This window comes from Allomuricauda ruestringensis DSM 13258 (assembly GCF_000224085.1).
Lineage (GTDB): Bacteria > Bacteroidota > Bacteroidia > Flavobacteriales > Flavobacteriaceae > Flagellimonas > Flagellimonas ruestringensis.
Genome location: NC_015945.1, coordinates 861,058 through 878,686, shown reverse-complemented (window position 1 = coordinate 878,686; position 17,629 = coordinate 861,058). Strand labels below are relative to the sequence as shown.

Sequence of the window (17,629 nt, the reverse complement as noted above, 5' to 3'; positions counted from 1 at the left end):
TTAAATAAAAAGAGCAAAGTTTTGATTTCTTTCGGGGAAAAGGTGCGCCAAACAAAGGCGGAGGCCCCAGGTTTATAAGACTTTAACTAGGTGCTGGGAATATAAAAAGTGATGGACAGAGGCAGGCTATCATATTCTTTCAACGTATGATCATAGGAAATAGTTGTCTCAACATCTTCTATTGAGGTATAGGGGCCGCAACATTCTCCTTGCATAAAAGTTGTGTTGAAACTCACAGACGATGATTCATCTTCAATATTTATTGTAAAAGATTTTTGACCGAATTCTTCGGTTGAAACAGGTACAACTACAATCATTCCTATGGAAGGATATTCTTCTATGGAAAATGTAACGGTTTGGTTTTGCTCATTGAAAATTTGAATATCTCCTGAATTCAAAGTTCCATTAGCCAGTAAATTATCATCGTTTTCCAAACTCAAAAACTTTAGTCGGATAGAGTCTTCACCAACAAAGCAATCCACCAAAGAACAATCTATTGAGTTGTCATCTGATTTGCACGATAAAACGAATATGGAAATAAATAAAACAAGCAATTTTTTAGGCATGAAGTCTTTTTTTAATGGATGGAAAAATGCTGCTTTGGTTGCTTTTTTTGGATTACCAACCCCCAGAGGCACCACCGCCTCCAAAACCGCCTCCGCCAAAGCCACCGCCGAAGCCGCCTCCGCCTCCGAAGCCTCCGCTGCCAAAACCGCCGGAAGAACCTGAGCTACGGCCCATGTTACTCAATATGATCATGTCCCAAATATCGATTCCGCTGCCTCGGCGACCACCATTACGGCCACCGCCTTTGTTTTTACGGCTCCATAAAATTATGATGATGACAATAAAGATAATGATAGGGAAGAGTGCATCAATCGGGAATTTTTTACCGCTCCCAAAGGTACGGTCCTCGGTAAATTCGCCCGTAAGTACTTTAAAAATAGCATCGGAACCTTTGTCCAGACCACTATAATAATCTCCTTTTTTAAATTCTGGGATAATCACGGATTCTATAATACGCCTCGACATTAAATCGGTAAGACGGCCTTCTACGCCATATCCGGTGTTGATGGCAATTCTTCGGTCGTCTTTGGCCAAAAGCACAAGTACACCATTGTCTTTGTCCGCTTGTCCAATGCCCCATTTTTGCCCCCATTGTGCCCCTAAAAAATTAATGCTTTCACCTTCGGTGGAACTAATAATGGCAACCACTATTTGGGTTGAGGTACTATCGGAATACCGAACCAGCTTTTGCTCCAAGGCATTGCTCTGAGATGGGGATAGCAGGTTTACATAATCGTAAACACTGGTTTGTTTTTGTGGTTTCTCGGGTATGGTGAATTGCCCCCAAGCAAGGGAAACGCATAAAAAAGCCAGTAACAAACTACCCTTTGGATATCGCATCGTTCAGTTCATTGGTGTCGTTATGGTCCCATGGGAAGTGGGCTTCCAGTTCTTTGCCCGCCATTAGGATTCCCTCAACGATACCTTGTTTAAAATCTCCTTTTTTAAAATGGGATGCCATTACGTCTTTGGTGGTACCCCAAAAACCTTTGGGAACAACCCGGTCTATACCTTGTCCGCCGTAAATCACAAATTTTTTATCGTCCACGGCCACATAAACAAGTACACCGTTTCCTTCTTTGGTATTATCCATTTTTAGAAAGTGGAAAATTTGTTGTGCCCGGCTAAAATGATCTATTCTGGTGGAGGCTTCAATATGTACCCGTATTTCACCAGAAGTATTTTTTTCGGCCTCAACAATGGCCTCAACAATTTCCTTTTCTTCCTCGGCGGTCAAAAACTCTTCTACGTGCGACATAATTTAATTGAATTCAAAATCCACTTCGGGAACATCTTCCGAACCGGGATCTGATTTAAAAAGTGCCATTGGGTCAAAATTGGCTATGTTGGCCACAATATTGGTTGGGATTTGCTGTATTTTAATGTTGTATTCCCCGGCCAAATCGTTAAAACGGTTACGTTCAACATTGATTCTGTTCTCCGTACCCTCCAATTGGGACTGTAGCTCCAAAAAGTTCTGATTGGCCTTTATATCGGGATAGCGTTCCACGGTAACCAATAATCTTGATAGGGCGGAGGAAAGTCCTGTTTGGGCCTGTTGAAACTCTGCCAATTGTTCGGGAGTAATATTGTTGGCATCAATGCTGGTTGAGGTGGCTTTTGCCCTTGCTTCAATAACGTCCGTTAGGGTTTGCCGTTCAAAATCGGCAGCACCTTGCACTGTTTTTACCAAGTTCCCGACCAAATCGCTTCTGCGTTGGTAAGAACTCTCCACGTTGGCCCATTGCTTGGTGGCCTGTCCTTTCATGTTGATGAGGTTGTTGTTGGTCCTTACGTACCATCCTACAACGATTACCCCTAAAAGCCCTAGGACAATAATGGCTATAATACCTTTTTTCATTTTCTATTGGTTAAAGTGTTTATAGTTGTTCTTTTATTTTAAGGAGTTCCGCCTTTACTTTTTGTAATTTCTGAATCACCTCAAAGTTTGAAAGTGCTTTTTGTTTCTCTTCTTTCAGATGTGTTTTTGCACCTTCCAAGGTAAACCCGCGTTCCTTCACCAAATGGTAGATCAACTGAAGGTTTTGGATATCCTGTGGTGTAAACTTACGATTGCCCTTGGCATTTTTTTTTGGCTGGAGCACATCAAACTCTTTTTCCCAAAAACGGATCAGTGAGGTGTTTACCCCAAAGGCCTTGGCTACTTCGCCAATACCATAGTATCGTTTTTCGGGTAGGTCTACGTGCATTAATCCAGCGATTGGTTCTCTTGATTGGCCAATTTGAGCATACTCTCAAATTCTTCCGTGGACAAACTTCCGTAGTAGAAGTTAATGGGGTTGATACGTTCCCCATCCTTAAATATTTCGTAATGGACATGGGGTGCCTGAGAACGTCCCGTGCTACCAACAAAGCCGATTAGATCACCTCTTTCTACTTTTTGGCCAACAGTAACATTGTATTTGCTCATGTGTCCGTACAGTGAGATGTAACCGTAGCCATGGTCGATTCGTACATGTTTTCCATAACCGGACGACCTATTGTCGGCACGCACCACTTTTCCATCACCGGAGGCATATATTGGAGTGCCGCGTGGAGCGGTAAAGTCCATGCCCCAATGCATTTTACGTGCTTTGGTAAAGGGGTCCGATCGCCAACCATAACCAGAGGCCATACGGGTAAGGTCTTCGTTGCTAACGGGCTGAATGGCAGGAATGGCAGCCAGTAACTTTTCCTTTTCTTCAGCCAATTTGGCAATTTCATCCAAGGATTTGGATTGGATCACCATTTGCTTTTGGATGATGTCCAATCGCTTTACCGCATCAATTATAATTTCCGAATTGTTGAAACCTTCAAGGTCTTTATAGCGGTTGACACCCCCAAAACCAGCTCTGCGCTGTTCTTCGGGTATTGGGTTCGCTTCAAAATATAATCTGTAAATATTGTTGTCACGATCTTCAATATTGGCCAAAACCTGTTCCATTTGGTCCATCTTCCTGCTCATGATGTCATACTGAAGTTCATAATTCCGAACCTCTCGTTCAAGGGAAAGTTCCTTGGGCGTATTTACCCATCGGGTGTTCAAAAGAATAATCAGTCCAAGGAAACCGAACAGTGCGGAGCCCAGCAAGAACAAGAAAATATTCCTGTATCTTTTGGATTTCTTCGGCTCAATCTTTCTATAAGAAAGTGTGTCCGGATCGTAATAGTACTTTACTTTAGACATGAATGGATTTTATCCTATTTTTGCTCACTCATTTAATCAAAACAAACAAATATAAAAATTGTTTTGCTTAAAGTGTTAAATTTAAGAAAACCCTAGGAATTCAATGACATCCCAAGAAGTTAGAAACCAGTTTTTAAACTTTTTTAAAGAAAAGAACCACAAGATTGTACCATCGGCGCCCATGGTGATGAAAGACGACCCTACATTGATGTTCACCAATGCCGGCATGAACCAGTTTAAGGAGTACTTTTTGGGGAATTCCGTTCCAAAGAGCAAAAGATTGACCGATACCCAAAAATGTCTTCGGGTGAGCGGTAAGCACAACGACTTGGAAGAAGTTGGGAAGGATACCTACCACCACACCATGTTCGAAATGTTGGGGAATTGGAGTATTGGGGATTATTTTAAGAAAGAAGCCATTGCGTGGGCATGGGAATTGCTCACCGAGGTATTCAAAATTGATAAGGAAAGTCTTTATGTTTCGGTTTTTGAAGGAAGTGAGGATGATGGATTGCCATTGGATCAAGAAGCTTACGATCTGTGGAAGGCAATCGTACCTGAGAATCGAATCATAAAAGGAAACAAAAAGGACAATTTCTGGGAAATGGGCGACCAAGGCCCCTGCGGGCCCTGCTCCGAGATTCATGTGGATATAAGACCCAAGGAAGAAAAACAAAAAGTGGATGGAGCTTCGCTCGTAAACCAGGACCATCCGCAAGTGGTGGAGATTTGGAACTTGGTTTTTATGCAGTTCAACCGTAAGGCGAATGGAAGTCTGGAACCCCTTCCCGAAAAGCATATTGATACAGGAATGGGTTTTGAGCGCCTTTGTATGGTACTCCAAGGAAAACAATCCAATTACGATACCGATGTGTTTACCCCGCTGATTCGTGAGGTGGAAATTATTACAGGGAAAAAATATGGCAAGGACGAGCAGACCGATATCGCAATCCGTGTGGTGGCCGACCATGTGCGTGCCGTAGCATTTTCCATTGCAGATGGCCAATTACCGAGCAACACAGGTGCTGGTTATGTAATCCGAAGGATTTTACGCCGTGCCATTCGCTACGGATTTACCTTTTTGGACACCAACAAACCATTCATTTACAGATTGGTGAAGGTGTTGGGCGAACAAATGGGCAAAGCGTTCCCAGAGTTGAAGGAGCAATATCAGTTGATAGAAAATGTAATCAAGGAGGAAGAAAGCTCTTTTTTGAGCACCTTGGAACAAGGTTTGGTGTTGTTGGATTCCGTGATAAATTCATCTAAAGATAAAACCATTGCTGGCGATAAGGCCTTTGAATTGTACGATACATTTGGTTTTCCGATAGATTTAACCGCTCTGATTTTAGAAGAGAAAGGCTATCAATTGGATACGAAGGGGTTTGAAAAAGCCTTGAAAGCACAAAAAGACCGTTCCCGGGCAGCTTCCGAAGTGTCCAAGGATGATTGGAACGTTTTGTTGACCGATGCTGAACAAGAATTTATAGGTTACGATAGTCTCGAAGCCAATGTAAAACTGGTAAAGTATCGTAAAGTGACCAGTAAAAAAGAAGGAGACCAATATCAATTGGTGTTCAATCTTACCCCATTTTACCCCGAAGGCGGTGGTCAGGTTGGAGATAAAGGCTATTTGGAAGCTCCTAATGGCGATGTCACTTATATTATTGACACCAAAAGGGAGAACAACGAGATTGTTCATTTTGCAAAATCGTTGCCAAAAGAAGTTTCGGGAACTTTTAAAGCGGTTGTGGACGAAAAACAACGTTGGAGAACGGCCTGTAACCATACAGCTACGCACTTGTTGCACCAAGCTTTGCGCGAAGTGTTGGGAACTCATGTGGAACAAAAAGGTTCTGCGGTACATTCTAAATATTTACGTTTTGATTTCTCCCACTTTTCAAAATTGACCGTGGAAGAGCTACGGAAAGTCGAAAATTTTGTCAATGCCCGTATTGATGGTCACTTGCCTTTGGAAGAAAACCGTAATGTTCCCATGAAAGAAGCCATGGAACAAGGTGCGATGGCACTCTTTGGGGAAAAATACGGCGATACGGTCCGTACCATCCGTTTTGGACAATCCATTGAACTTTGTGGAGGAACCCACGTAAAAAACACGGCTGATATTTGGCATTTTAAAATAGTTTCCGAAGGAGCTGTTGCCGCTGGAATTCGAAGGATTGAGGCAATTACTTCTGATGCCGTAAAAGAGTTTTATTTCAACAACAATCGTATGCTCTTCGAGATTAAGGATATGTTGAAAAATTCCCAAGACCCTGTAAAATCGGTGGCCAGTTTGCAAGAAGAAAACCTTGCCCTTAAAAAGCAGGTAGAGCAATTGTTGAAGGATAAAGCCAAAGGGCTCAAAAATGAACTGATTGCAGAATTGGAAGAGGTAAACGGAATCCAATTCTTGGCCAAAAAAGTGGATTTGGATGCAGGTGGCATTAAAGATTTAGCCTTTGAAATGGGGGGTCAGGTGGAAAACCTATTCCTATTACTGGCTTCCGAAAAAGACGAAAAAGCTATATTGTCCTGCTACATTTCCAAGGGTTTGGTGGCCGAAAAAGACCTGAATGCAGGAACCATTGTTCGCGAACTGGGCAAATACATCCAAGGTGGTGGTGGCGGACAACCTTTCTTTGCCACTGCAGGAGGTAAAAACCCATCCGGGATTCCAGAGGCGCTGGATAAAGTAAGAGCGTATGTTAAATAACCTGTTGTGCATTTTGAAGGCTTCAAATACAGATGTCAAAAGCCGTCAAATCGATTGAAATTCCAAAGGAATTTTGTATCGAGAATCGGGTTTTGACTTGAAATTCTGGTTCTCGATACCTGTCTACTTCAAATAGGCGATTTTTCTTTGGTTTCGACTTTAGTTTATCCTGAGCAGAGCCGAAGGGCTCAACCACCAAAAAATCGAACTGACATTTTTAGCAAAGCAAATGGAACTACAGACCAAGATATCTTTAACGCCCAGCGATAATCCCATCGATTATCATAATAAATTGATGCTTTTGGGTTCTTGTTTTGTAGAAAATATGGGCAGGAAGTTGGATTACTTCAAGTTCCAACAAGCACAAAATCCCTTTGGGATATTGTTTCATCCTTTGGCGATAGAAAATCTGGTTCAACGATCTATTCAAGAAGAAACTTATCAAAAGGAGGAAATTTTTGAGCAAGACGGTATTTGGCGTTGTTTTGATGCCCATTCCGATTTACGCTCCGAAGATTCGGAGGAATTATTGCAATTCCTCAGCCAAAGGTTGAGAGAAACCAAAATAGGGTTGGAAACTTCTTCCCATATCGTTATCACCCTCGGAACTGCATGGGTGTATGAGCATCAGGATTCAAATAAAATAGTGGCCAATTGCCATAAGGTGCCCCAAAAGCAATTCACTAAAAAATTGTTGAGCGTAACCAAAATCGAGTCCAGTCTCAATAATTTAGTGGGAATGATTCAAAAAGTGAATCCCCATGCACAAATCATCTTCACGATTTCTCCCGTTCGTCATTTAAAAGATGGTTTTGTAGAGAACCAGCAGAGCAAGGCACACCTAATTACCGCAGTTCAATCCGTTTTGTCATCTCGAGCGCAGTCGAGAGAGCTGTCCTATTTTCCATCCTATGAAATTATGATGGACGAGCTACGCGATTACCGTTTTTACGGAAAAGATATGGTGCACCCCAACGAACTGGCAGTCGATTATATATGGGAGCGCTTCAAATCCGTTTGGATTGCTGAAGATGCTTACTCTATTATGGACGAGGTGGATGCCGTTCAAAAAGGCTTGATGCACCGACCTTTTAACCCCGATTCCGAAGCACATCAAAAGTTCAAAACATCGCTCCGCACAAAAATTACGTATCTTCAAGAAAGATATCCTTTCATAAAATTCAAGATGAGTTCTTTATGAAAAAAGTTTTAGCAGGAGCAGTAATTGCCTTGGCCTCGGTTTTAATCTATAAATCGTGTACCGATGACCGTGAACAAAAGTCAATTCTGGAAGAGAATTCCATGCTCATTCAACAGGAATTACGAAACGTATCCAAATTAGTGGTTACCGAAGGGCACTTTGCCGAAGTTTACAATTACAAAGATTCCAAAGAATTGTTCGGGCCGTTAATAACCGCACACAAAAAAGCACTGGTTGTAGTCAATGCCGATGTGTCCATCGCCTATGATATGTCCAAAATCAACTACCAAGTGGATGAAGAGCAAAAATTGCTCACTATCACCCAAATTCCAGAACCAGAGATAAAAATCAGTCCCGATTTTGAGTACTACGATGTTACGGCAGATTACTTGAATCCTTTCAACGCAGGGGATTACAATGCCATTAAGCGCAATGTGAATGCGTCTTTAATGAAGAAAATCGAAGCCTCTTCTTTGAGATCCAATGCAGAAAACCGACTGGTCAGCGAACTGTCACGCATTTTGGTGCTCACCAACACCATGGGCTGGACTTTGGTCTATGAAAATACTCCTGTTGAAAATGCCGAACAGTTGAAAACTTTTTTGGATTAGTGGTTAACCGCCGCCTAACTTACCAAAGCGGTATCGACCAGTTGGAGACCGTCATCAATTAAATGGCCTACCTTGGGGTTATCCCGCTTAATGTTTTCCAAGTGTTCCAAAATCTCTTGCTGATACTCTTGATTGTTGTCCTGTTTGGCCAGTTCGTACAATTCTACGGGCAATAACCAATCTTTTGGATGGTCTTTTTTAAGAGCTTGAAAGACCTTGTTTCGTGAAATCGTGGTGTTTTTTCCTTCCCTAAAATGCCTTATTTGTTCATAATACCGCTCCAATTGCAACCTTTTTTCGTCTTTTTTGGATTTTATGGTGCTTTCTGTAATTTGATGGGTGGTTAGGTCGAAACTATTAAGGTCTGCGGGACCATTATAAGCTGATACAATGTGTTGGCCAACAGCCATGTGGTACAATCCCCATTCAGGTTGGAATAAAATTTTATTGTTGTGGGTAACCGTGCAATTTTCAAAAGTGATAAGAATAATTTTACCCATTAAGTTTCGGGTGCCCGTTACTATGGTTCCTTCCACTTTGATGCCGCCTTCAAACTCCAAGGCAATTTGTTCCCCTTCATAAATTTTATAGGCTTTAAGATCACGTGGACCCATATCTTCAATGGCGATGTTGATGCCTTTCAACTTTCCGATAGGTGAGCCAAAACCATCGGCATGTTGTGCAATACTATGCCCGACCAACTCTTTTTCACGATAGGCAAGGGCCGTACCGCCCGTGGTTTGTATATAGATAGGTTTCCCGTCGTTTTCAATTACATTGCTAAACTCTCCAGAGATTTGGAGCCCAGTGCTTAATTCGATGGTACCAAGCGCTTTGGAACCCATCAACTTTTTGATGCCTGAAAGTCCTCCTGTTCGCACGGCCATGGTATTGGCAAAGTCTTCCAAAACCTGACTTAAAAATGCAAAATCGGGTGTCACGAAAAGTTGTGGTTGGGGTTTGGTGATATCGAACTCCGTGTGGGCCGCTTCAATGGAGTATGGAATCTTTTTCACTTTGTCCGTCATGCACCACGTACTTTCCCCAATGGACGAAAGTAGCCCCGCCCCATAAATTTTTGGGTTGTCCACGGTGCCGATCAAACCATATTCCACGGTCCACCAATGTAAATTTCTAATGAGGGCCATCTCACTGGGTTCACCCATGTTTTCCTGAAGGTGCTCAATATGCTTTTCGGCTTCTTCTATTTCACTTTTCGGGGTGCCATGTGCTTCTTTGATGATGGAAAGATGTCGCACCGCATTGTAAAGTTCATAATCCTTGGCGCTGGAAATGGCCTTGCAGCCAATTTCGCCAAAACGGCGCAAATATTCAGCGTATTCTGGATTGGCAATAATGGGAGCGTGTCCGGCACCTTCATGAATAATATCGGGTGCAGGGGTATATTCTATATTTTCAAGTTGTCGAATATCCGAAGCGATCACGAGCACATTGTAGGCTTGGAACTCCATAAAGGCAGAAGGTGGGATAAAACCATCCACCGCAACGGCGGCCCAACCAATTTCCTTGAGGATTCTATTCATTCCGTACATATTGGGAATATGGTCTATGGAAATCCCTGTCTTTTTTAATCCATCCACGTAGGAGCTGTGGGCCACTTTACTCAAATAATCCACGTTTTTGCGCATCACATAGCGCCAAACAGCTTGGTCAATGGCCGTGTACTCTTCATAATTTTGTGGTTTTATGAATTGTTTGAGGTGCTTCGGTAGTTTGTCCAGTATAGGATTGGATTCGTAGCTCATAAGTCAATTTTTGTGCGACTTAAAGATACGAAATAGAGAATGGATTTTCTCTTAAGGAAAGTTAAGGGTAATAAAAAAGAGGTTGCCTAAAAAGCTTGTAGCCTGTCAGTTCGAGCGCAGTCGAGAACCTAAACCATGATGATAATGAATGGGTTTCGACTGCGCTCAACCTGACAAAATCAAAATTTTGTTGCTTTTTAGGCAACCTTCTGTTTTTTAGTTTACGGCCACAGCCGTGCTTGGGGGGTATTCCTCAAGAATCTGTGAAACAAATTCTTTGATGCGTTGTTCTTTCTTTTCAATGTTTTTGGTATTGTTCAATGTACCTACGCCACGACCTTGCCAAACCAGTTCTTTTTTATTGGCATCGATTAAGTCGATGTACAAAGAACCTTCGGTACGGGTGCTAACATTGTTGCCATAGCCTCCCCAGCCCCAACCGGGACCCCAGGCCCATGGGCTATAAAATCCGCCCCAGCCCCAACCGTAGTTGTTGTAGACGTCCACACGTTCGCGCTCTTTGGTAAAAATACTGATCAAAACATCGGGGTTGTCGGATTTCACAAATCCACGAGAACCCATTTCAGCCTCAATGGCCCTTAAAATTCTTTTCTTGTCCAAATCCGAAATTTGGGCTTTATCTATACCAGTTTTGTAAAAAGCATAGCTTTTATAGGTGTTAAAGTCAGCTTTTTGGTCGTAATCGGAAATCACCCGTACGGAAGTACAGGAGGCCAACAAACCAAAGGAAAAGACAATCAGTGCAAAACGTTTTAAACTTTTCATAGTACTTTTTTTAAATTCTTGAGATGTAATTAAATAAACCACAAATATTATGCCGAATGTCTAATTTTGGGTGTTTGTTTTGGCATTATATCCATAGGGACAATGGCGGCAACCACTTTCGCAACAATAACCACGTTTTAGGTGGTATTTTTCGGTAAACACCCTATACCCTTGTTCCGATAAGTAATAATCACCCTCTTCCAAGGGAATGTGTTCTTTCATGTGGTGTATGCCATTTTACTCGATAATCGAGATTTAAACCTGACTGCCGTTAGGCAAGTTGCCCCGAGGTAGTTTACTATATAAATTTACGATTTTAGTGGGAAAAGGGCGAAGGTTTTAAGATTTTCAAAACAAGGTTGTTCACCGAAAATGTTGATTGATTTCTGCTAACTGTCCAATTTTGAGTATTTTTTGCAGTTATATTTGTAGTGATAACCTAACCATTTGTCAATTTGATAGTTGTCTTTAAACATTTCTTCTATAAAAATTATGTGGGGCTCTCGCTATGGCCTTTTATTATCCTAAAGGAGGATTCCCTAATGGCCGACGAGGTGCTCATTAACCACGAACGTATCCATCTAAAGCAACAACGGGAACTACTGATCTTGCCTTTTTATATCTGGTATATTTTAGAGTGGTTGTTTCGGACCGTCCTTTATTTGGATAGTTACCGCGCCTACCAAAACATCAGTTTTGAACGTGAGGCCTATGCCAACGAAAAGGACATGCAGTATCTATCCAACCGCAAAACCTTTGGTTTTTTACATTATTTGACGCGTTAATATTCCTTGCTGAATATAGTTGGTTGCCCAGTAGTTAACTGAGAAGCTTTTCAATTTTATCGGGATTTTGGAAATTGCCCCAGAAATACTCCACCTCGATCAGTTCATCCAAAATCCTATAAAACATTGTAGTATGTTTGGTAATATGGGCCTCACGGCTTGCCCCGTTATATTGGGAAACTTTGAACATTTCTGGATTGTCCTTTATTTTTTCGATAGTATCTTCTACCAGGTCAATAAAGGCCAAGGCTTCTTTTTGGGTCCAGACTTCCATAAGGTAGCCCAATATGCCATTAAAGGATTTTTTTGCCTCAAAGGTCCAGACGACTTTCACTGGGAAACTCTTTTTCTGGCATCGTCCATAACGGATTTGTGTTCCAAAACACGACCTGCGGCGCTATCCTCACGGCTGCGCTCCAAAGCTTGTTTAATTTCCATTGCCTTGACATCCTCTGGGAAAAGAAGCGTGCTCAATTTGACCATTTCGGAAACACTGAAACTACGTTTTTTCAGTTTGTTGTAGAAAGTCGCCCTAGAAACACCAAGCTCCTTGATAATATGTTCCTTCTTGAACTTACTTTCCTCAATATATGTGTTGAGGTTTTCTAGCAAGTTTTTATAATTTAAAACAATGTCCAACATTTTGACCTATATTTGTTTAGGAAAACAATACAAATATATTAAGATATTTTGTATATAAAACAATCATTTTTTAGACTTAGGAACAATATGCCTAAATTAACAATTTGATTACCCCCAATCAACATATAGATTTGCCGCTGCTCCGAGAAAAGGGAGTTATCCTCAACATTAAAAGGGAAGACACCATCCATCCCTTAATTTCGGGCAATAAATACCGCAAACTCAAATACAACCTGATTGAAGCCAAAAAACAGGGCAAGGACACCTTGCTCACCTTTGGTGGAGCCTTTTCCAACCATATAGCTGCTACGGCTTATGCAGGTCACGAACAGGGGTTAAAAACCGTTGGTGTGATTCGGGGCGAAGAATTGGAAAACAAATGGCAGGACAATCCAACCTTGAAAATGGCGCACGAACACGGTATGCAATTCCATTTTGTATCTCGAAGTCATTATCGTCTCAAAAGTGAAGCATCATTTGTTCAAGATTTAAAAGAGCGGTTTGGAGATTTTCACCTGCTGCCCGAAGGTGGAACCAATGCTTTGGCGGTAAAAGGGTGCACTGAAATTTTAACCCAAAATGATGCAACCTTTGATTACATCTGCAGTGCAGTCGGCACGGGTGGCACCTTGGCCGGACTCATCAATGCATCCCGACCGCATCAAACGGTTTTGGGCTTCCCCGCGTTAAAGGGCAATTTTTTAATCGAGGAGATTCGTACTTTTGCTCAAAATAAGCGTTGGCGACTCGTAACCGATTATCATTTTGGAGGTTACGCCAAAGTGGACCGGCAGCTGATTGATTTTATCAACCTTTTTAAAAGTGAAAAAGGCATACCCTTGGATCCTATATACACGGGAAAAATGCTTTTTGGTATTTTTGACCTTATAAAAAGGGATTTTTTTCCGTCTGGAACCCAAATCTTGGCCATCCATACAGGAGGATTACAAGGAATAAAAGGTATGAACCAAATACTGAAGAAGAAAAATTTACCGTTATTGGACGTATGATCAGGCGAATAATATATGTATTGATTGCGGCGCTTTTGCTCTCTAGTTGTGGCGCCAAAAAACGAAGGTCAACCCAAAGAAAAGGGGCTCCCGTTGTGGTGAACAGCGAAAGACCAACCACGAGAACCACCAACGATTTGGAAACCGAAGAGGTTCGGGATTTGTATCCCATGCCCGAAGATAGGGGACGTTTTGAGCGTTTTCCTATTTCCGATACCAAAGACTATATTGAAACTTTTGCCGAAATCGCTCAGTACGAAATGCGAGCCTTTGGCATTCCTGCCAGTATTACGTTGGCACAAGGTATTTTGGAAAGTGGCTCAGGTAAGGGGGAGCTTACCCTAAAGACGAACAACCATTTTGGTATAAAATGTCATACAGGTTGGGAGGGTGAGTTCGATTTTCATGATGATGATGCCAAAGGGGAATGTTTCCGCAAGTACAACCACCCAATGTACTCCTTCCGCGATCACAGTATTTTTCTGTCTACGCGATCACGCTATGCGTTTTTGTTCAACTACAAACGGGACGATTACAAAAAATGGGCACATGGACTTCGACAAGCGGGGTATGCTACCGACCGGAGGTATCCACAAAAGTTGATTTCCATAATAGAGAACTACAATCTTTATGAATATGACGAAGCGGTTGTAGAAAACGGCCTGCCCACAGTACGCGAACCCCGACAGTATGACGTTTTTACCCATAAAGTAGAAAAAGGGGACACGCTGTACGGTATTTCCAAACGCTACGATATTTCGGTGGATGAGCTTCGCCGCCTCAACAATTTAAATGATAATATTATTTCCGTAGGGCAGGTGCTCAACATTCGGGTGACGCAGTAATTGTAACATCGAGCGCAGTCGAGATGTGATGTCCTGTCGTTCTCGACTGTGCTCGAACTGACAAATTAACGTCAACCTGAACTCGCCTGCCTGCCGGCAAAGGCAGGTTTCAGGTTCTCATAAGGCTTAAAACCAACGAGGATGAGATGCTGAACTAAATTCAGCATGACGAAAGGAAATAATAAAATAGATTCCTGCCGGAGTTTATGTTGAGCGAAGTCGAACAACGATGCGGAATCCACAAGTAAATGAATGGATTCCCGTTGGAATTTATGCTGAGCATAGCCGAAGTGCGGGAATGACATTGGGTGTTCAACAAGACGTTCTCGACTGACTACTACAGGCAGGCGCTCGAACCGATAAATTATATTTGTACCCTGAGCGGAGCCGAAGGGTATTTTTGACCAACAACAATGAGATGCTGAAATAAATTCAGCATGACGATGGACAAATTCCGTTTCCAAGAACGAATGATCCTCATTACCTTTGCGGCGAGCTTGCCTAAGCGAAAAGGGTAAGTCACATCGAGCGCAGTCGAGATGTGAGCTCCAATATCGTTCTCGACTACGCTCGAACTGACAAATTAACGTCAACCTTGCTCTCGACCTGCCTGTGCAAAGGCAGGTTTCAGGTTCTCATAAGGCTTAAAACCAACGAGGATGAGATGCTGAACTAAATTCAGCATGACGAAAGGAAATAATAAAAAGATTCCTGCTGGAGTTTATGCTGAGCATAGCCGAAGTGCAGGAACGACAGGCAAGAGAATAATAAAAAGATTCCCGCCTTCGCGGGAATGACATTGAGAATATATGATCTACCAACGAAGCAGCGCCTTGTTCGCAGAGGCCAAAAAATACATCCCTGGAGGAGTAAATTCACCTGTCCGAGCGTTTAAAGCGGTAGGGGGCGACCCTATTTTTATCAAGGAGGCCAAAGGTGCCTACTTGTACGATGAAGACGGCAACCAACTTATCGATTACATTGCTTCGTGGGGACCCCTTATTTTGGGTCATGCATACGAGCCGGTGATCAATGCGGTGGTCGATAAGGCCAAAAAAGGAACTTCCTTTGGAACACCCACCGAAATTGAGACTGAAATCGCAAAATTGGCGGTATCCATGGTGCCGAACATCGATAAAATCCGTTTTGTGAACAGTGGTACCGAAGCCTGTATGAGTGCGGTGCGCCTCGCGCGTGGGTACACGGGCAAAGAAAAGATTATCAAATTTGCGGGTTGTTACCACGGCCACTCCGACTCTTTTTTGATACAAGCGGGGAGTGGTGCCGTTACCTTTGGTAGCCCCAACAGCCCCGGCGTAACCCAGGGCACGGCCAAGGACACACTTTTGGCCGATTACAACGATTTGGAAGGGGTAAAAGCCTTGGTGGAAGCTAACAAAGGTGAAATTGCTGCCATAATTTTGGAACCCGTAGCGGGGAATATGGGTTGCATTATTCCAAAAGATGAATTTATTAAAGGCCTACGCGAACTCTGCACCCAAGAAGGCATTTTATTGTTGTTTGATGAGGTAATGACGGGCTTTCGCCTCGGAAAAGGAGGCGCGCAGGAAGCCTTGGGCATTGATGCCGATATTGTGATGTTTGGAAAGGTGATCGGTGGTGGACTGCCCGTAGGAGCGTTTGCGGCCCGAGCCGAGATTATGGCACATTTGGCACCCGATGGACCCGTGTACCAAGCGGGGACATTGAGCGGAAACCCTTTGGCCATGAGTGCCGGACTGGCCATGCTCACCGCCTTGAACAACCAGCCTGAAATTTTTACCAGCTTGGCCGAAAAAACGGAATATTTACACAAGGGTATTGCCATGGTACTGACCAAAAAAGGGGTGCCACACCAGATTAACCGATATGGCAGTATGATTTCCGTACACTTTACGGATGCCCCTGTGGTGGATTTTGCCAGCTCTGCAAAAGGCAACAACGACACCTTTAAGAAATACTTCCACGGTATGTTGGACAATGGGGTGTATTTACCGCCTTCTGCTTTTGAAAGCTACTTTTTAAACGATGCCCTCAGTTATGCCGATTTGGATAGGACGATTGAGGCTGTTGGGAAAGTGTTTTAGAATCTTTCCATTACCATTTTCTTGTTCAACTCGGGCCAGTCTTTCTATAGCATATAGCATTACTTGCAGATTTTTTTTACAACAAATAAAGAAATTGTCCATTTAGCATGAGGGCAATTGGACAGTGTTTGAAAGGGGCGTGTGCAGAAGGCTAAATTTAACACTAAACTACTGAATATTATACGGTTAATGATGGGAGTTGGTTTTTCTTTTTTGTACCTTAAAGGAATCAATAACTTAAATTCACAATCATGAGAATGTTGGTTAGTGTAAGCTGTCCCATTGAACCGTTCAATACAATGGTCAAAAATGGTACAGCAGGGGAAGTCATCGGTCGGGTGGTCGATGAAATCAAGCCTGAAAGTATTTACTTTACCGAACAGGAGGGGAACCGTGGCGCCGTAATGGTGGTCGATGTTCCAGATGCCTCCTACATCCCATCAATTGCAGAGCCCTGGTTTTTAAATTTTGAAGCCGTTTGCGAATTCAGAATTGCAATGACCATGGGGGATTTAATGAAATCCAACCTTGCCGATCAAGCTCAAAAGTGGGGCGAGGTTCACATGAATTAGAGTGGTGTAATGTTGTACTACGTGAACCACTTCAACTTAGTTGAAGTGGTTTTTTGTGTGAAAATGTTGGGGCCGTTTCGAAATGACACGGTGATGGGACAAGACCATTGAGGCGGTGGGGAGGGTGTCTTTAGTTTGTCATTTCGAAATGAGGAGCGTAGTGACGATTGAGAAATCTGTTCGTGCTTGGGATTTCTCACGCTCCTTGCAGTCGGTTCGAAATGACACGGTGATGTGACAATCGGGGCAGTGGAGAGGTTATTTGATCAGGGCTTTGTAGGCACCAAAAGTTCCCGTACATCCACGTCCAATATTTTGGCGATTTGCCGCAAAACAGGGATGCTTGGCTGGGCATTGTTATTGCAATAATTGGTGACCACTACGTAGCTTTTACCGACTTGCTCCGCCAACCACGTTTGGGTTCTACCTTGTTGTTTCAATACCTCTTTAATTCTATTCATAAGGAAAAGCGATACATGAACATATTACTTTGTAATATGAAATTGTACCATTTTACAAATTGATTATTTATCGTATAGCAAAATACAATACATAAAAATGTTGTGAAATAATATAAAATGATATAAATTTATATTGAGATACAATAATATCTATTTGTGATGCATAGCAAACTCTTGGCAGTACGGCTTATACAGCAAGATTTAAAACATAGCCAACTCACCGATGCTCTAAGGCAAATAGGTTTGGATGATGGTGGGTTGTATGCTTTGGATTTGATGACCATTGTAGCCGAGCTTATGGAAGTGCCACCAGCAAAAATGGAACGGTTTGCCGAAATGTATGGAGGCTATTTGGACCAAGCGGTATAGATATGAAAGTTGATAATTTTGTCA

The 17,629-nt window shown here is 42.6% G+C and carries 22 protein-coding genes; 9 read left to right on the top strand and 13 right to left on the bottom strand.

Annotated elements, in window-relative coordinates; translation table 11 throughout:
* Positions 1-86: 86 nt before the first annotated feature.
* From MURRU_RS04050 to MURRU_RS04025, 6 genes are read right to left on the bottom strand one after another with little or no spacing between them, the layout of a single operon-like run.
* Entirely contained in the window at positions 87-665 is a 579-nt protein-coding gene (locus MURRU_RS04050; protein ID WP_148261478.1) for a hypothetical protein, read from the bottom strand.
* Positions 619-1,407, bottom strand: coding sequence for a TPM domain-containing protein (locus tag MURRU_RS04045; RefSeq protein ID WP_041801292.1), 789 nt, complete (start codon positions 1,405-1,407; stop codon positions 619-621). The genes MURRU_RS04050 and MURRU_RS04045 overlap by 47 nt, the downstream gene beginning before the upstream one ends.
* On the bottom strand, positions 1,388-1,825 hold the full coding sequence (locus MURRU_RS04040; RefSeq protein ID WP_014032146.1) for a TPM domain-containing protein: 438 nt from the start codon (positions 1,823-1,825) through the stop codon (positions 1,388-1,390). Before MURRU_RS04040 ends, MURRU_RS04045 begins: the two co-directional genes overlap by 20 nt.
* A gap of 3 nt (positions 1,826-1,828) precedes the next feature.
* Positions 1,829-2,428, bottom strand: coding sequence for a LemA family protein (locus MURRU_RS04035; protein WP_014032145.1), 600 nt, complete (start codon positions 2,426-2,428; stop codon positions 1,829-1,831).
* 19 nt (positions 2,429-2,447) lie between these two features.
* Complete coding sequence (locus MURRU_RS04030) at positions 2,448-2,777, bottom strand: MerR family transcriptional regulator (RefSeq protein ID WP_014032144.1); 330 nt, start codon at positions 2,775-2,777, stop codon at positions 2,448-2,450.
* A complete protein-coding gene (locus MURRU_RS04025) occupies positions 2,777-3,754 on the bottom strand; it encodes a M23 family metallopeptidase (RefSeq protein WP_014032143.1) in 978 nt (325 codons plus the stop codon). The genes MURRU_RS04030 and MURRU_RS04025 overlap by 1 nt, the downstream gene beginning before the upstream one ends.
* Positions 3,755-3,857: 103 nt before the next feature.
* On the opposite strand from MURRU_RS04025, the gene alaS reads away from it, so the two are divergent.
* The 3 genes from alaS (at position 3,858) to MURRU_RS04010 (ending at position 8,282) form a co-directional block, all read left to right on the top strand.
* A complete protein-coding gene (gene alaS / locus MURRU_RS04020) occupies positions 3,858-6,470 on the top strand; it encodes an alanine--tRNA ligase (RefSeq protein ID WP_014032142.1) in 2,613 nt (870 codons plus the stop codon).
* 229 nt (positions 6,471-6,699) lie between these two features.
* Positions 6,700-7,671, top strand: a complete 972-nt coding sequence (locus MURRU_RS04015) for a GSCFA domain-containing protein (protein WP_014032141.1) — start codon at positions 6,700-6,702, stop codon at positions 7,669-7,671.
* The gene (locus MURRU_RS04010) at positions 7,668-8,282 is read left to right on the top strand and encodes a DUF4230 domain-containing protein (RefSeq protein ID WP_014032140.1); all 615 of its coding nucleotides are present in this window, start codon (positions 7,668-7,670) and stop codon (positions 8,280-8,282) included. Before MURRU_RS04015 ends, MURRU_RS04010 begins: the two co-directional genes overlap by 4 nt.
* Before the next feature lie 14 nt (positions 8,283-8,296).
* Here MURRU_RS04010 and MURRU_RS04005 read toward each other — a convergent pair whose 3' ends face one another.
* From MURRU_RS04005 to MURRU_RS17895, 3 genes are all read right to left on the bottom strand, one after another.
* Positions 8,297-10,048, bottom strand: coding sequence for an aromatic amino acid hydroxylase (locus MURRU_RS04005; protein ID WP_014032139.1), 1,752 nt, complete (start codon positions 10,046-10,048; stop codon positions 8,297-8,299).
* Positions 10,049-10,264: 216 nt separating this feature from the next.
* Positions 10,265-10,834: a DUF4136 domain-containing protein gene (locus MURRU_RS04000; RefSeq protein WP_014032138.1), complete on the bottom strand. Its 570-nt coding sequence runs from the start codon at positions 10,832-10,834 to the stop codon at positions 10,265-10,267.
* 60 nt (positions 10,835-10,894) lie between these two features.
* Positions 10,895-11,056 (bottom strand): DUF5522 domain-containing protein, encoded by a 162-nt coding sequence (locus MURRU_RS17895; RefSeq protein WP_014032137.1) that lies wholly within the window; start codon positions 11,054-11,056, stop codon positions 10,895-10,897.
* A 233-nt stretch (positions 11,057-11,289) separates the two neighbouring features.
* On the opposite strand from MURRU_RS17895, the gene MURRU_RS03995 reads away from it, so the two are divergent.
* Entirely contained in the window at positions 11,290-11,619 is a 330-nt protein-coding gene (locus MURRU_RS03995) for a hypothetical protein (RefSeq protein ID WP_014032136.1), read from the top strand.
* A gap of 34 nt (positions 11,620-11,653) precedes the next feature.
* Here the strand turns inward: MURRU_RS03995 and MURRU_RS03990 are convergent, their stop codons facing one another.
* Both MURRU_RS03990 and MURRU_RS03985 read right to left on the bottom strand, forming a co-directional pair.
* Positions 11,654-11,953 carry a type II toxin-antitoxin system RelE/ParE family toxin gene (locus tag MURRU_RS03990; protein ID WP_014032135.1) on the bottom strand — a complete coding sequence of 100 codons (300 nt, stop codon included), beginning with the start codon at positions 11,951-11,953 and terminating at the stop codon, positions 11,654-11,656.
* A complete protein-coding gene (locus MURRU_RS03985) occupies positions 11,950-12,261 on the bottom strand; it encodes a hypothetical protein (protein ID WP_014032134.1) in 312 nt (103 codons plus the stop codon). The genes MURRU_RS03990 and MURRU_RS03985 overlap by 4 nt, the downstream gene beginning before the upstream one ends.
* 104 nt (positions 12,262-12,365) lie before the next feature.
* Here MURRU_RS03985 and MURRU_RS03980 point away from each other — a divergent pair, with 104 nt between their 5' ends.
* Both MURRU_RS03980 and MURRU_RS03975 read left to right on the top strand, forming a co-directional pair.
* Positions 12,366-13,271 carry a 1-aminocyclopropane-1-carboxylate deaminase/D-cysteine desulfhydrase gene (locus tag MURRU_RS03980; RefSeq protein ID WP_014032133.1) on the top strand — a complete coding sequence of 302 codons (906 nt, stop codon included), beginning with the start codon at positions 12,366-12,368 and terminating at the stop codon, positions 13,269-13,271.
* A complete protein-coding gene (locus tag MURRU_RS03975) occupies positions 13,268-14,116 on the top strand; it encodes a glucosaminidase domain-containing protein (protein WP_014032132.1) in 849 nt (282 codons plus the stop codon). The genes MURRU_RS03980 and MURRU_RS03975 overlap by 4 nt, the downstream gene beginning before the upstream one ends.
* Positions 14,117-14,187: 71 nt before the next feature.
* Here MURRU_RS03975 and MURRU_RS03970 read toward each other — a convergent pair whose 3' ends face one another.
* On the bottom strand, positions 14,188-14,580 hold the full coding sequence (locus tag MURRU_RS03970) for a hypothetical protein (RefSeq protein ID WP_148261477.1): 393 nt from the start codon (positions 14,578-14,580) through the stop codon (positions 14,188-14,190).
* 345 nt (positions 14,581-14,925) lie between these two features.
* On the opposite strand from MURRU_RS03970, the gene hemL reads away from it, so the two are divergent.
* A complete protein-coding gene (gene hemL / locus MURRU_RS03965; protein WP_014032131.1) occupies positions 14,926-16,203 on the top strand; it encodes a glutamate-1-semialdehyde 2,1-aminomutase in 1,278 nt (425 codons plus the stop codon).
* Between the two features lie 251 nt (positions 16,204-16,454).
* Positions 16,455-16,775 (top strand): hypothetical protein, encoded by a 321-nt coding sequence (locus tag MURRU_RS03960; RefSeq protein ID WP_014032130.1) that lies wholly within the window; start codon positions 16,455-16,457, stop codon positions 16,773-16,775.
* Positions 16,776-17,041: 266 nt separating this feature from the next.
* On the opposite strand, the gene MURRU_RS03955 is transcribed toward MURRU_RS03960, so the two are convergent.
* Positions 17,042-17,236 (bottom strand): helix-turn-helix transcriptional regulator, encoded by a 195-nt coding sequence (locus tag MURRU_RS03955; RefSeq protein WP_014032129.1) that lies wholly within the window; start codon positions 17,234-17,236, stop codon positions 17,042-17,044.
* A 159-nt stretch (positions 17,237-17,395) separates the two neighbouring features.
* Here MURRU_RS03955 and MURRU_RS03950 point away from each other — a divergent pair, with 159 nt between their 5' ends.
* The gene (locus tag MURRU_RS03950; protein WP_014032128.1) at positions 17,396-17,605 is read left to right on the top strand and encodes a hypothetical protein; all 210 of its coding nucleotides are present in this window, start codon (positions 17,396-17,398) and stop codon (positions 17,603-17,605) included.
* The last annotated feature ends 24 nt before the right edge of the window (positions 17,606-17,629 follow it).

Coding starts and splice junctions, on each gene's coding strand:
- MURRU_RS04045 (WP_041801292.1), bottom strand. CDS start 1,407: ATGCGATATCCAAAGGGTAGTTTGTTACTGGCTTTTTTATGCGTTTCC.
- MURRU_RS04040 (WP_014032146.1), bottom strand. CDS start 1,825: ATGTCGCACGTAGAAGAGTTTTTGACCGCCGAGGAAGAAAAGGAAATT.
- MURRU_RS04035 (WP_014032145.1), bottom strand. CDS start 2,428: ATGAAAAAAGGTATTATAGCCATTATTGTCCTAGGGCTTTTAGGGGTA.
- MURRU_RS04030 (WP_014032144.1), bottom strand. CDS start 2,777: ATGCACGTAGACCTACCCGAAAAACGATACTATGGTATTGGCGAAGTA.
- MURRU_RS04025 (WP_014032143.1), bottom strand. CDS start 3,754: ATGTCTAAAGTAAAGTACTATTACGATCCGGACACACTTTCTTATAGA.
- alaS (WP_014032142.1), top strand. CDS start 3,858: ATGACATCCCAAGAAGTTAGAAACCAGTTTTTAAACTTTTTTAAAGAA.
- MURRU_RS04015 (WP_014032141.1), top strand. CDS start 6,700: ATGGAACTACAGACCAAGATATCTTTAACGCCCAGCGATAATCCCATC.
- MURRU_RS04010 (WP_014032140.1), top strand. CDS start 7,668: ATGAAAAAAGTTTTAGCAGGAGCAGTAATTGCCTTGGCCTCGGTTTTA.
- MURRU_RS04005 (WP_014032139.1), bottom strand. CDS start 10,048: ATGAGCTACGAATCCAATCCTATACTGGACAAACTACCGAAGCACCTC.
- MURRU_RS04000 (WP_014032138.1), bottom strand. CDS start 10,834: ATGAAAAGTTTAAAACGTTTTGCACTGATTGTCTTTTCCTTTGGTTTG.
- MURRU_RS17895 (WP_014032137.1), bottom strand. CDS start 11,056: ATGAAAGAACACATTCCCTTGGAAGAGGGTGATTATTACTTATCGGAA.
- MURRU_RS03985 (WP_014032134.1), bottom strand. CDS start 12,261: ATGTTGGACATTGTTTTAAATTATAAAAACTTGCTAGAAAACCTCAAC.
- MURRU_RS03975 (WP_014032132.1), top strand. CDS start 13,268: ATGATCAGGCGAATAATATATGTATTGATTGCGGCGCTTTTGCTCTCT.
- hemL (WP_014032131.1), top strand. CDS start 14,926: ATGATCTACCAACGAAGCAGCGCCTTGTTCGCAGAGGCCAAAAAATAC.
- MURRU_RS03960 (WP_014032130.1), top strand. CDS start 16,455: ATGAGAATGTTGGTTAGTGTAAGCTGTCCCATTGAACCGTTCAATACA.
- MURRU_RS03955 (WP_014032129.1), bottom strand. CDS start 17,236: ATGAATAGAATTAAAGAGGTATTGAAACAACAAGGTAGAACCCAAACG.
- MURRU_RS03950 (WP_014032128.1), top strand. CDS start 17,396: ATGCATAGCAAACTCTTGGCAGTACGGCTTATACAGCAAGATTTAAAA.